We start from the raw sequence: 12,466 nt of genomic DNA, 5'->3' as shown, positions 1-12,466 counted from the left end.
AGCGGCTTACGGGCACTGCTCACGATCAACCACCCCGCGAGCGGGTTGCGCGTCTCAGAGATGGGGATCAATCTCAGTCAGACAATTCCTAACGGCGCCAGAATAACCGGTCAAGTGACGCCTGGCCAGCACCGTGACGGATCAGATAGAGCAGTGCGATAGCCCACCACATATGCACATTCCAGGCATCCGGATAGACAAACAGCTGAATCACTACCGTCATGCCCAACAGGGAGAGGGCGGCGAAGCGGGTGAACAGGCCGAAAACCAACAGGATGGGAAACAGATGTTCCGCATAAGTCGCCAGGTGGGCGGCCAGCTCATGGGGGATCAGCGGTACCTTGTACTCATGCTCAAAAAGGAAGTAGGTCGATTGGGAGATGTCGAGAAATCCTGACACCTTGGTGCGGCCCGAACTCCAGAAGGTATAGGCAACGGCCCCCCGGGCAAGCAGGGCGATCAGCCAGTCGGGAACCAGCTTTGCAATCAAGTCGAAAAGAGAGATCAGACCGTTAACTATTGTATTCATAATGTCACTACTTGGTATCGTTATTGATTAGGGAACCTCTGGATAAACCACCGGCTGCTGAAGGCGGTCGTGCATCGGTTCAAAACGCCCGCTATACCGGGATGGCGGTCGTCGAATCGATCCGAGCTTCCCGAGTTGTACTCACATGGCAGAAAAAGTCCCATCAAACAGATGACGGGCGAAAAACTGCCCCAAATCGAATTGTGGATCCATCTGATTCGCCGCTTCGAAGGCCTCACCAATGGTTGCCGAGGCATGAAGCCTTTTGACAAACTCGAACTCACCTTCCTGGACAACCCGTACCTGGACCTCATTGTCCGGTCTTACCACAATCAACCAACAGGCTCCCTCATCCAGCGAGATCAGCTCATCCTGATCATCGGTCTGATTGACCGACCAGATCCGTTGGATGGGAAAATCGGAGGCCAGAAGCTGCAGCGAAGGGTGGGGGCGAAGCGGCAGCCTGGCAAACGCCTCTTCAGACAGATTCTGCAGCTGATCCGGCTGCAGAGGGAGGGCATCCTCCGCGTGATAGGCCGCAGTCCAGGCAAACTCAAGCCGGGCAACATCACTCAGGTAGGGCAGACCCGACAGCTCGGGTATCGTCTGCAGAAAGCCGGCAAACAGGTCGCCATACAACAACAGCGTTCGATCCCTGGGGGGATGCTGCCGTACATAGGCGGTTGCCAGCATACGAAAAGCTTCATCTCCCACCAGACGTTTCACTACCGGGAACATATCCGCCAATGCATCACCATTGAGCACGATGAAATTGTTTCGGTAGACCTGGAATCTCTGCAGTGCCAAATCGTCATCCTGCAACATTTCCAACAGGGCGCCGTCCGGCGCATCGGCGGTTCTCAGGGCGTCACAAAAGCTTCTTTGCAATTCAGCCAGTAACGACATGCCGGACCTCCGATTCAGCAACACGATCCATCAGACTCTGAGCTGAAGATACCTCCTCCAGCAGTTGTGGAAACTGGGGAATGTTGCTGTCCCACTCAATCAGGGTTGGTGCCAAACCGAACTGGGATATGAACTGCTGATAGAGACTCCATACCTCGGAACAGACCGGTGAACCGTGATCGTCGATCCTCAAGGTGCGGCCTTCGACCTGCTGTACCGAATGCCCTGAGAGGTGGATCTCCCCGATCAGCGGGATCGGTATCTCTGACAAATAGTCATCGATGTTCCAGCCATGATTGGTGCAGGAAACAAAAACATTGTTTACATCTACCAGCAGGCCGGCGCCGCTCCGTTTGGCCGCTTCCACATAGAATACCTGCTCAGGCATTTCACTGGCCTTGAACTGCAGATAGCTGGAGGGATTCTCGATCAGTATCGGCCTCTGCAGATACTCCTGAACCTGATCGATGTGTTCAACCATGAGCTGCAGACTCTCTTCCGTATAGACCAGAGGCATCAGATCGTGGGTATACCATTCGTAACCATGGCTCCAGGAGAGATGCTCTGAAACCAGACCGGGTTCAAACCTCTCCACCAGGGCCTTCAACTGCTGCAGATGCTGCATATCCAAGGGCAGATGACTGCCAAGGGAGGTACCGACACTGTGCAGCGAGATGGGATAGTCCTGGCGTATCTTTTCCAGATAGCGCAAAGGTGGTCCACCCCGACCCATATAGTTTTCAGGATGAATCTCGAACCAACCGATGTCTGGCTGATCCTCGATCACGGATTGATAGTGCTGCGGCTTCAGACCCGCCCCGGCCCTGATCGGTACCGGGGTGGGTTTTCTACCGGACTTGTGGATCGTTTCCATATCAGGTCCAGCAGCTCAGCTTACTTGGCAGTCAGGCTGCCACCGACGATCTTTTCGCAGGTACCCTCAAGCACCAGCATCCAGGCATTACCCTGTGCGTCACTGGTAGAAGTACCTGCACAGCTGGTACCCGGACCAGCGGCACAATCGTTTTTACCTGCCTTGGCTACGCCGAAACACTTTTCAGTATCAGCCGCGTTAGCCACGCCGACAGGAGAGAGTGCCAAAGCAGTGGTAATTGCGCCGGCGACGAGTGCAGAAGTGGTCGTTTTTTTCATGATTAACTCCTCCGAGAGAGTGTTGTTTTAAAAAATCGATAGTGATGCGATTACCGCATTTCGTTAAATCGAGCATGGAGAATGAATCCCTTGTGTGTGTAATTACGTCTTCAACACTTTTTCGGATTCACTTTTCCATCTCTTTTTTACAAATCCCTTCGTTTAATTCATCAGTGAAATTGTGGTTAAACATGAAGCCTCAATCCGACCTTTCAATTAAACGGCGGTAACACAACAGAGATCAGATATCTGCTTGTGTTGTTTACAACATAGCATCTGTCGCTGGGATAGATATTAACGAAAGTATCACAGTGTATAGGGGCTTTATGCGGCGTAATCCCTTTCAATCAGACAACTCAGTGACTGGTTTCGGAGATCAGGGAATGGACTAACACATTGATAAAATGACAACTCATCCACAAGCTGCTGTTAAGGCCAACAACCCATGGTGTGTCAATTCATGTGATTTGCAATTCGCCGTTTCCTAATTTTTCTATCACACGACAGATGAAACGGCAGCTCTACCGCTCTTAAGCGCAAAGAAGATGATGAATATGGCTGAGCGCCATAGGTGTTTGGTCATCCAGTAGGTCGGTTCAATCGGCCGACAAATAAGCTGGGTTAGCTTATCATCCAAAATATTGAAGCCCGGCCAGCAGGCGCTGCTGACCTCATGGTTAAGTGGCGAAGATTGGATTTGATTTAAGGCCTGCTGACAGGCCCTAGGCAAATGACCACTATTTTATATGGTCCAGGATTCCTTCCAACTCATCCAGACTGTTGTAACCGATCACCAGTTTGCCTTTACCCTTGGAACCCTGTTGCAGATCCACGTTGGCACCCAGCTTCTCCGACAGATCGGTGACCAGGCGCTTGATGTCCGGATCGACCTGCTGGGCGGCACGCTTGGGTTTTGGGTTTTCAGCCTCATTCTGCATCCGTCGCACCAGACGTTCGGTCTCCCGCACCGACAGCCCCTGGCTGACCACCTGGTTGGCGGCTCTGGTCTGATCATCACCTTTCAATCCGAGCAGGGTGCGGGCATGGCCCATCTCGAGTCGGCCCGATTCGACCAGCCCTTTGACCTCTTCATTGAGCTCCAGCAGACGCAACAGGTTGGTTACCGTGGTACGCGATTTACCCACTGCTTTGGCCACTTCCTGGTGGGTCAGTCCGAACTCATGCAGCAAGCGGCTCAGGGCATTCGCCTCTTCCAATGGATTGAGATCCTCCCGCTGGATATTCTCAATCAGCCCCATCGCCATGGCGGCCTCTTCGGTGACCTCTTTGATCACCACCGGGATCTCATCCAAACCGGCCTGCTGGGCGGCCCGCCAGCGTCGTTCACCGGCAATCAGTTCGTAGCGATCATTCTCCACGGCACGAACTACCACCGGCTGAATCACCCCTTGAGCGGCAATCGAGTCGGCCAGCTCGCGCAGACTGTCCGGATCGAACTCACGCCGCGGTTGATAGCGACCACGTTGAATCAGATCCACAGGCAGCCGAGACAGGTTGTCCCGCTTGCTCTCTTGACCACTGCCACTTTTACCGCTCTCGGTTGATGCAACTTCCTTTTCCGTGTCAGCCTGCATGCCACCTAACAGGGCATCCAGTCCACGTCCTAATCCTCTTTTCTTTGCCGCCATGTCTCTTTTCCGTTAATAACTATTTAGAACAGTCCTAAAAAGTGCGATTTTTAGGACTGACCAAAGGGGAGAGTAAGACTTCTCCCCTTTGGAAACCCCAAAAGCTGGGGTGTAACCATTCAGTTGGCCCTAAATACAGGGCCTCCTGAATAGGTACTTCTGTTATACCATTTGGGCTTCGCTTTGACGCATGCGATGCCGGCGTATCAACTCACTGGCCAGAGCCAGATAGGAGGTTGCGCCTCGGGATTGTTTATCATAGATCAACACCGGCAAACCGTGACTCGGCGCCTCGGCCACCCTGACATTGCGTGGAATGATGGTGTTGAACACGGCGTCCTTGAAATGGGCCAGCAGTTGACCGGACACATCAATGGCAAGATTGTTTCGAGGGTCGTGCATGGTGCGCAGGAATCCTTCGATCTGCAGATTGCGATTGAGGTGGGAGCGTATCTGCTCAACGGTATTCATCAGTGCCGACAACCCTTCCAGTGCGTAGTACTCCGTCTGAATGGGGATCAACACACCATTGGCTGCAACCAGGGCGTTGAGGGTCAGCATATTCAATGAAGGGGGACAGTCGACCAGAATATAGTCGTAGTCCTGCTTGGCAGGAGCGAGGGCGATATCAAGACGCTTTTCCCGCATCGAAATGTTCATCAATCCCACTTCGGCCGCCGTCAGATCCGCATTCGAGGGTATGACGTCGAACCCCCCTTCAGGGGAGGTCATCAGGGTTTCTCGCAGGGTGGCATCCCCGAGCAACAGCTCACAGCTGGTGTTTTCCAGATTGTGTTTGTCGATACCACTCCCCATACTGGCGTTGCCCTGGGGATCCAGGTCCACCAACAGGACACGCTTTTTCATGGCGGCCAGGGAGGCGGCCAGATTCACCGTGGTGGTCGTCTTGCCGACGCCGCCCTTCTGGTTGGCAATGGAGATGATGTAACCCATGTTGGTCTACTTGATTCCACAGTTGCAGGAAGGGCCTATCATAACGGCACAGCCGCCGAAGGTGGTAACTTTCTTGGCAAAGTGCCCCTTGAAAGCTCCGTCAAAGGGAATTTTCCACCTTCTCTGGCTCTCTGACTGAGACCAGACAGCGCTCCCCGTCGGTAAAGGGCACACTCAGGGGCATCACATGGCACACGTAATCGGCTGAAAGCTCATCGAGCTCCTGCTGCGGATTTCGCCCTTTCATCGCCAGCAGCAGACTCTCGCGATCGCGCAGGTGCCGACTCACATCAAGCAACTCGGAAAGGGTACTCACCGCACGGGCCGTCAACACTTGAAACGGGGCTTGCGACCGATAGGCCTCGAGTCGACTGTGCAGCGGATGACAGTGATCCAGCCCCAGCTCCATCACCACCTGGCGTAGAAAGCGAACCTTTTTACTGTTGCTGTCGAGCAGGGTGAACTGCATATCCGGGCGCATGATTGCCAGTGGAATACCCGGCAGACCTGGGCCTGTACCCATATCGAGACAGCGCTCCCCCTGCAGGTAGGGCAATAAAACCAGGCTGTCGAGCAGATGTCTGGAGACCATCTCCAGTGGATCGCGCACTGCGGTCAGATTGAAGGCCTTGTTCCATTTATGCATCAACGCCAGATAGTCGAGCAGTTGTTGCTGTTTGTCGTCCTCCAACACCAGGCCCATCAATACGGCACCTTCCGCAAGTCGCCGGCCACAAGCGGCTCTGTCGAATCCGGCCATGATCAGGCGGAACGCTTTTTCAGATGGATCAGCAGCAGTGAGATTGCGGCAGGGGTGACACCGGGTATCCGGCCCGCCTGTCCCAAGGTCTCGGGCCGATGCCGCTGGAATTTCTCCCGCACTTCGGAGGAGAGACCCCGGACATTGGTATAGTCCAGATCCTCAGGCAGCAGGACCGATTCGTTGGCGCGCTGCTTTTCGATCTCTCCCTGCTGACGGGCGATATAGCCGGCATACTTTGCCTGCACCTCCAGTTGCTCCACCTCTTGCGGCTCCTGCAGGCCCGGGCCGAGCCTGGGTATGGTCATCAGCTGCCGGTAGCTGACATTCGGTCTTGCCAGCAGATTGTGGGCACTGGCCTCTTTCGACAGGTTGCCTCCCAGGATGCTCTCCGCCTGCTGCGAATCCACATCGGTGGGGCGCAGCCAGATATCCTTCAACCGCTGCTGCTCCCGTTCGATATTCTCCCGTTTACGACAGAAGACCTCCCAACGCTGGTCGTCGACAACCCCCAGCTGGCGTCCGGTTTCGGTCAGCCGCAGGTCCGCATTGTCTTCTCTCAGCAGCAGCCGATACTCAGCCCGGCTGGTAAACATCCGGTAGGGCTCCTGAGTTCCCTGGGTGATCAGGTCATCGACCAGAACACCCAGATAGGCCTCATCCCTTCTCGGCGACCAGGGCTCCAGCTGTTTGCTGAAGCGTACCGCATTGATACCGGCCAACAATCCCTGGGCTGCCGCCTCTTCATAACCGGTGGTGCCGTTGATCTGTCCGGCAAAAAAGAGCCCCTCGATGTATTTTGTCTGCAGCGAGGATGTCAAATCTCTCGGATCGAAAAAGTCATATTCGATGGCGTAGCCGGGACGGGTGATATGGGCGTTTTCAAAACCCTTCATCGAGCGCACCAGCTGATACTGGATATCGAACGGCAGACTGGTGGAGATACCGTTTGGGTAGATTTCGTGGGTATCGAGACCTTCAGGTTCGATAAAGATCTGGTGCGAATCCTTGTCGGCGAAGCGTACGATCTTGTCCTCGATGGAGGGGCAATATCTGGGGCCGACCCCCTCGATCACACCCGCATACATGGGCGAGCGGGCGAGCCCGCCGCGAATGATTTCATGGGTCTGCTGATTGGTATGGGTGATATGACAGCTGACCTGTGGGGGATGCTGTTCACGTTTGCCAAGAAAAGAGAATACCGGTGTCGGAGTATCGCCGGGCTGGGCCTGCAGTTGAGTGTAATCAATGGTGCGGCCATCAATTCTCGGCGGGGTTCCGGTCTTCAGCCGTTCCACCCGAAACGGCAGATCCCTAAGACGCTGTGAAAGTGCATTCGAAGGAGGATCACCGGCCCGGCCACCCTCATAGTTGGAAAGCCCGATGTGGATCCGGCCACCGAGAAAGGTACCCACGGTCAGCACCACCGCATCGGCTCGGAATTTCAGGCCCATCTGGGTCACCACCCCGGTGACGCTATCCTGCTCGACCAGCAGATCGTCCACCGCCTGTTGGAACAGTTGAAGATTGGCCTGATTCTCCAGCCGATGACGAATCGCAGCTTTATATCGCACCCGGTCCGCCTGGGCTCTGGTGGCTCTCACCGCGGCCCCTTTACGGGAGTTGAGAATACGGAACTGGATACCGCCGAGATCGGCTGCCTGGGCCATGGCACCGCCCAGTGCATCCACCTCTTTCACCAGGTGTCCTTTACCGATCCCGCCAATTGCCGGATTGCAGCTCATCTGGCCCAGGGTTTCGATATTGTGGGTCAGTAGCAGCGTCCGGGCACCCATCCGTGCCGCCGCGAGGGCCGCTTCCGTACCGGCATGGCCACCACCCACCACAATCACATCAAACTTATCGGTAAACAACATTGTCATAACTATTCGCGGATCCGCCGCTTGCCTGTGTAGCCGATCATCGAACCGCTGCAGCGGCAAGCAAGCTGAAACTAATGTATCGAACCCGGCATTTTAACTGATTCATCCCGCTAATGAGACGATTTATCAAACGCCATCGGCTTCACTATAGTCATATATCACTCGGGAATCGCAAATTCCCCCCAATTTATACAGACATCTTTGGAATGATGATCCCTAAATCAGTCAATAGACCGAACAAGCGGGCCAATGGGCCATAAGCTGATATATGTACAATCGTTTCTAAACCTGAAGTGGCAGCCTGCCGATCAAGTAGGCTGATACTTTTTTAAAATCTACAATCAGCCCGATACAACAAGAGGAACAACCATGGGTCCTGAATTAGCTGAGGCAATCAAAGCGGCGGGGAATATCCTGCTGGGCAAACAGGAGGTGGTGAAACTCTCCCTGACCTGTCTGCTCGCCAGAGGACACCTGTTGATCGAAGATGTCCCCGGTGTGGGTAAAACCACCCTGGCCCATACCCTGGCACATCTGTTGGGACTCAACTATCAGCGGATTCAGTTCACCAGTGATCTGCTGCCTTCGGACATCATCGGGGTTTCGGTGTTCGATACCAATCAGCAGAACTTTCAGTTTCACCGGGGACCGATCTTCGCTCAGGTGGTGCTCGCCGATGAGATCAATCGGGCCACACCCAAGGCTCAGAGTGCCCTGCTCGAAGCCATGGAAGAGCGGCAGGTCACCACCGACGGAGCAACCTACAACCTGCCGGAACCCTTCTTTGTCATCGCCACACAGAATCCGAGCCATCAGGTCGGTACCTTTCCCCTGCCCGAATCCCAACTCGATCGCTTTTTGATGCGCATCAGCATCGGCTACCCCGGTCGAAGTGCGGAGCGTGATCTGTTGGCCGGAGGAGATCGCCGGGCCGTACTGGGAGATCACCCGGTGGTTCTCGACAGTCAGCGACTCTCCGAATATCAGCAACAGGTGACCAAGGTACATGTGGCCGATGCCCTGATCGAATATTGTCAGGATATCCTGGCACATACCAGAAACATGCCCGACTACCGCCTCGGTCTCTCCCCCCGTGCCGGACTGGCACTGCTGCAGGCCGCTCGGGCCTGGGCCTTCCTCGAGGATCGCGACCTGGTGTTGCCCGAGGACCTGCAGGCGATTCTGCCGGCAACCATTGGTCACAGATTACAGACCTCCGGTGAGAAGATGTCGATTTCCGGAGATGGTCTGGTCAAAGATCTGTTGAACAAAATACCGCTACCCTGATCGGCTACATGACCCGCTCATCACTCTATCGTTGGTTAAGACAGTTCCGCCGCCAGGCCAGGCCCGATACCCAGGGTGGTGTCACCGTCAAGGCCAGGAGTATCTATATACTGCCCACCAAACAGGGACTTCTGCTGGCGGTGGTGCTGTTGGCGATGCTGGTTGGTTCGATCAACTACGGCAGTAATCTTGGCCACCTGGCGACCTTTCTCCTAGGTGGCATCTGGATCACCAGCATTCTGCATACCTGGCGTAATCTGTTGGGCCTGAGACTTCAGCCGCATCATGTGGATTCGGTGTTTGCCGGAGAGTCGGCGGATTTCTGCCTCTCACTGATCAATCCTTCGAACCTCGACCGTTTTGCGATCACCCTGAAACAGAAAAAAAATTTTGGTGACAGTCTCGATATTCCAAACAATGAGCAGCTACCGATCCATCTCCCTCTGGTAAGTAAAAAGCGCGGTCTTTTCAAACTACCGCAAATCACTCTGCACACCACCTATCCGCTGGGTCTGTTTCATGCCTGGACCTATGCCGAAATCGATCTCGGCTGTCTGGTCTATCCAAAACCGGCGGAACGGGGTGAACCGCCTGTTACCGAGAGTTACACCAAAAGCAGCAGTGGTGATCGGGGAGTTGGCAGCGATGACTTTGTCGGACTGCGAACCTTTCGCACCGGTGACTCACCGAAACAGATCGATTGGAAGGCCTATGCCCGACAGCAGGGTTTGTTGAGTAAACAGTTTGGTGGCGACCGTCATCTGGAGATCACTCTCGATTGGGATCTGATACCGGAGCAGGAACCTGAACGACGGCTCAGTCTGTTATGCCGATTCATTCTACAGCAGGAGGAGTTAAGACACGCCTATGCAATGAAAATACCTGGTCTCTCCATCGCCAGTGGTCTTGGCAGCGGCCATATGCAGAAGTGCCTCAGCGCCTTGGCCCGATACGGAATAGCCAATGCAGATCGCTGATCACAGTCTGACGGCACGGCAGCATCTGATGGTTACTCTCTGTGCCGGGCTGGCGATCGTGCCGCATGCCCTACACGTGCCACTTCCGATCTCTCTGTTTCTGATCGTACTCTTCGTCTGGCGACTTGTTGCGCTTCGCTATCCACAATTCCAACCAGGTCGATGGTTGCTGGTAGTGGCAACCCTGGGTGGTGTGATCCTCACATTCAGCCAATACCACACGCTGATCGGCCGGGATGCAGGCGTAGGTCTGCTGACGGTAATGATGATGTTAAAAATACTGGAGGTGCAAAAACGTCAAGACCTCTATGTCGCCGTCTTCATCTCCTACTTTGTGATCATTACCCACTTTCTGTTTGATCAATCGATGATGATGGCGCTCTATCTGTTGTCGGTGATGGTCTGTTTGACCGCGTTGCTGATTGAGATCAATCGCATCAAGCCATCCGCCACCACACTGGATCCCTTCGTCAGAACCGCAATCATCACTCTGCAGGCGATTCCGATAGCCATCGTGCTGTTTGTTATTTTTCCCCGTTTGAACCAACCCCTTTGGAATCTGGGCATCGGCAGCAGTGGAACCACCGGTCTCAGTGACCGGGTAACACCGGGGCAGATAGCCGAGCTGATCGAATCACCGGAGGTTGCCTTCCGGGTCAGCTTCGACAGAGAGGTACCACCGGTAGAACAACGTTATTGGCGTGGCCTGGTGATCTGGGATACGGACGGCCTTAGCTGGTTCAACCGAAAGGAGCAGGTGGTTGAACGACACATTCAACTGAAAGCCCATGGCGAACACAGTTACGAGGTATTTCTCGAAGCACATCAGAAGCGCTGGTTGTATGCCCTCGATCTGCCGGTCAGTAGCAAGCAGAATTTCAGGCTTTCACAGGATCTTATCCTGCAGAGAAGAGAGCCGGTGAGACAATCATTGACCTATCAGGTTCGTTCCACCACCGAGCAGCAGAACAGGGTCGTTCTACCCGGTATGCTGCAACGGGCATTGGAGCTGCCGGACAATGTCACCCAACGGCAATTCGAGTTGGTTGAAGGGTGGCGCAGAAGTGCCACGACATCCAGAGAAATTGTCGATCTTGCATTGGCCCACTTCAATAACCAACCTTTTGTCTACACCCTCACACCTCCCCGTTATCTGGATAACCCCATCGATCAGTTTCTTTTCGATACTCAAGAGGGATTTTGTGAACACTATGCAACCAGCTTTGCTCAACTGATGCGCATCGCCGGCATACCCACCCGTCTGGTGTTGGGTTATCAGGGGGGGGAATTCAATGAGTTGGGTGACTACTACATCATCCGGCAATACGATGCCCACGCCTGGACGGAAGTCTGGTTGGAAGAGAGCGGATGGTTGCGCGTCGACCCAACAGCAGCCGTTGCGCCGGAACGCATACGCTTTCAACTGAGAAATGATTTTGGCGCAGAGGGTTCGCCGGCAATGTTTCAGCTCGATGAACTGGGAATGGTCGGTTCAAGCCTGCGGCGATTCGCCCATATGCTGGATAATGCCAATATCCAGTGGCGGCGCTGGATCATCGGTTACAGCCGTGAACACCAGTTTTCAATGATGCGTAATTTTGGCTTCGATAGGCTGACGCCACTCCAGTGGAGTCTGATAACCATCGGACTGATCGCGATACCGCTGCTGCTGGTTGCTCTGCGACTGGTGCTGTCGGGAAGAAAACAACCGCTTGCTGAGATTGTTGCCTACAACCAGTATTGCAAAAAACTCGCCCGTCTGGGCATCAGCAGGAAAACCTATGAAGGTCCGATGGACTACGCGAAACGGGCAATTGCCGAACGGCCCGATCTGACCGCACCGATCAGCAGAATTACGGCACTCTACATCAAATTGCGATATGGACCCGATGCCGACAAAAGCCAGCTCAAAAAGCTGCTTCAACAGGTCAGGCAGTTTCGTCCAGGCCGGCAGAAACCTGGTGCCTGAACGAATTTAATAACCCGGCGACTCAATCGTGGAGTATGGCGTACAACTTGTCTTTCAGTAACAGACGCCTTTTTTTCATCTCTTCGATATGAAAATCGGAGACCGGTGTACTCAACTCCTCCAGATTACGAATATGGGCGTCCAGCCAATCGTACTCATCCATCAGATTGTGAAACACCTCATTACTCTTCCGCAGATCCGCAATTTTTTCTGCGTACTCGGGAAATTCATGCAACAGATCGTGTGACTCACCCAGCATCATTCTCTCCTCTTATTCGGAATCTCTATTTCAACACCTTAAGGCGACTCTGGCTACGGCAACAATGTACTGAATCAAAAAAAGTTATGATTTTTTGCAACCTCAGCCGTTTGTCTATGAACTTGATTGATCGGATAGCCA

At 54.0% G+C, this 12,466-nt stretch carries 12 protein-coding genes; 3 read left to right on the top strand and 9 right to left on the bottom strand.

The features are described from left to right. Positions 1-88 precede the first annotated feature (88 nt). The 8 genes from A3193_RS16215 to mnmG all read right to left on the bottom strand — a co-directional run bounded on the left by A3193_RS16215 (position 89) and on the right by mnmG (position 7,827). On the bottom strand, positions 89-529 hold the full coding sequence (locus A3193_RS16215) for a DoxX family protein (RefSeq protein ID WP_069015302.1): 441 nt from the start codon (positions 527-529) through the stop codon (positions 89-91). A gap of 141 nt (positions 530-670) precedes the next feature. Beyond that, entirely contained in the window at positions 671-1,435 is a 765-nt protein-coding gene (locus A3193_RS16210) for an HvfC/BufC N-terminal domain-containing protein (RefSeq protein ID WP_069015301.1), read from the bottom strand. After that, positions 1,419-2,309, bottom strand: a complete 891-nt coding sequence (gene bufB, locus A3193_RS16205) for an MNIO family bufferin maturase (RefSeq protein ID WP_069015300.1) — start codon at positions 2,307-2,309, stop codon at positions 1,419-1,421. The genes A3193_RS16210 and bufB overlap by 17 nt, the downstream gene beginning before the upstream one ends. A 20-nt stretch (positions 2,310-2,329) precedes the next feature. Further along, a complete protein-coding gene (locus tag A3193_RS16200; RefSeq protein WP_083218144.1) occupies positions 2,330-2,587 on the bottom strand; it encodes a BufA1 family periplasmic bufferin-type metallophore in 258 nt (85 codons plus the stop codon). Between the two features lie 737 nt (positions 2,588-3,324). Further along, positions 3,325-4,236, bottom strand: a complete 912-nt coding sequence (locus A3193_RS16195; RefSeq protein ID WP_069003199.1) for a ParB/RepB/Spo0J family partition protein — start codon at positions 4,234-4,236, stop codon at positions 3,325-3,327. 162 nt (positions 4,237-4,398) lie between these two features. Beyond that, a complete protein-coding gene (locus A3193_RS16190) occupies positions 4,399-5,190 on the bottom strand; it encodes a ParA family protein (protein WP_069003200.1) in 792 nt (263 codons plus the stop codon). A 100-nt stretch (positions 5,191-5,290) separates the two neighbouring features. Beyond that, positions 5,291-5,950 (bottom strand): 16S rRNA (guanine(527)-N(7))-methyltransferase RsmG, encoded by a 660-nt coding sequence (gene rsmG / locus A3193_RS16185; protein ID WP_069015299.1) that lies wholly within the window; start codon positions 5,948-5,950, stop codon positions 5,291-5,293. A 2-nt stretch (positions 5,951-5,952) separates the two neighbouring features. Then, positions 5,953-7,827 carry a tRNA uridine-5-carboxymethylaminomethyl(34) synthesis enzyme MnmG gene (gene mnmG, locus A3193_RS16180; RefSeq protein WP_069015298.1) on the bottom strand — a complete coding sequence of 625 codons (1,875 nt, stop codon included), beginning with the start codon at positions 7,825-7,827 and terminating at the stop codon, positions 5,953-5,955. Positions 7,828-8,202: 375 nt separating this feature from the next. Between mnmG and A3193_RS16175 the strand changes: the two genes are divergently transcribed. The 3 genes from A3193_RS16175 to A3193_RS16165 are packed head-to-tail and all read left to right on the top strand — an operon-like array spanning position 8,203 to position 12,066. Beyond that, entirely contained in the window at positions 8,203-9,120 is a 918-nt protein-coding gene (locus A3193_RS16175) for an AAA family ATPase (RefSeq protein WP_069015297.1), read from the top strand. Positions 9,121-9,128: 8 nt separating this feature from the next. Then, positions 9,129-10,097, top strand: a complete 969-nt coding sequence (locus tag A3193_RS16170) for a DUF58 domain-containing protein (RefSeq protein WP_069015296.1) — start codon at positions 9,129-9,131, stop codon at positions 10,095-10,097. Further along, a complete protein-coding gene (locus tag A3193_RS16165) occupies positions 10,084-12,066 on the top strand; it encodes a transglutaminase TgpA family protein (RefSeq protein WP_069015295.1) in 1,983 nt (660 codons plus the stop codon). The genes A3193_RS16170 and A3193_RS16165 overlap by 14 nt, the downstream gene beginning before the upstream one ends. Positions 12,067-12,088: 22 nt before the next feature. On the opposite strand, the gene A3193_RS16160 is transcribed toward A3193_RS16165, so the two are convergent. Continuing rightward, on the bottom strand, positions 12,089-12,325 hold the full coding sequence (locus A3193_RS16160; protein WP_069003206.1) for an HP1242/YdcH family protein: 237 nt from the start codon (positions 12,323-12,325) through the stop codon (positions 12,089-12,091). Positions 12,326-12,466 lie beyond the last annotated feature (141 nt).

Source organism: Candidatus Thiodiazotropha endoloripes, assembly GCF_001708965.1.
Classification (GTDB): domain Bacteria; phylum Pseudomonadota; class Gammaproteobacteria; order Chromatiales; family Chromatiaceae; genus Thiodiazotropha; species Thiodiazotropha endoloripes.
The sequence above is the reverse complement of the archived record's forward strand: the minus strand, read 5'-3'. Positions and strand labels throughout refer to the sequence as shown.

Bases quoted from the DNA above. Each gene is read 5' to 3' on its own strand.
- A3193_RS16210 (WP_069015301.1), bottom strand. From the start codon at position 1,435: ATGTCGTTACTGGCTGAATTGCAAAGAAGCTTTTGTGACGCCCTGAGA.
- A3193_RS16195 (WP_069003199.1), bottom strand. From the start codon at position 4,236: ATGGCGGCAAAGAAAAGAGGATTAGGACGTGGACTGGATGCCCTGTTA.
- A3193_RS16160 (WP_069003206.1), bottom strand. From the start codon at position 12,325: ATGCTGGGTGAGTCACACGATCTGTTGCATGAATTTCCCGAGTACGCA.
- A3193_RS16215 (WP_069015302.1), bottom strand. From the start codon at position 529: ATGAATACAATAGTTAACGGTCTGATCTCTCTTTTCGACTTGATTGCA.
- A3193_RS16200 (WP_083218144.1), bottom strand. From the start codon at position 2,587: ATGAAAAAAACGACCACTTCTGCACTCGTCGCCGGCGCAATTACCACT.
- rsmG (WP_069015299.1), bottom strand. From the start codon at position 5,950: ATGGCCGGATTCGACAGAGCCGCTTGTGGCCGGCGACTTGCGGAAGGT.
- mnmG (WP_069015298.1), bottom strand. From the start codon at position 7,827: ATGTTGTTTACCGATAAGTTTGATGTGATTGTGGTGGGTGGTGGCCAT.
- bufB (WP_069015300.1), bottom strand. From the start codon at position 2,309: ATGGAAACGATCCACAAGTCCGGTAGAAAACCCACCCCGGTACCGATC.
- A3193_RS16170 (WP_069015296.1), top strand. From the start codon at position 9,129: ATGACCCGCTCATCACTCTATCGTTGGTTAAGACAGTTCCGCCGCCAG.
- A3193_RS16175 (WP_069015297.1), top strand. From the start codon at position 8,203: ATGGGTCCTGAATTAGCTGAGGCAATCAAAGCGGCGGGGAATATCCTG.
- A3193_RS16165 (WP_069015295.1), top strand. From the start codon at position 10,084: ATGCAGATCGCTGATCACAGTCTGACGGCACGGCAGCATCTGATGGTT.
- A3193_RS16190 (WP_069003200.1), bottom strand. From the start codon at position 5,190: ATGGGTTACATCATCTCCATTGCCAACCAGAAGGGCGGCGTCGGCAAG.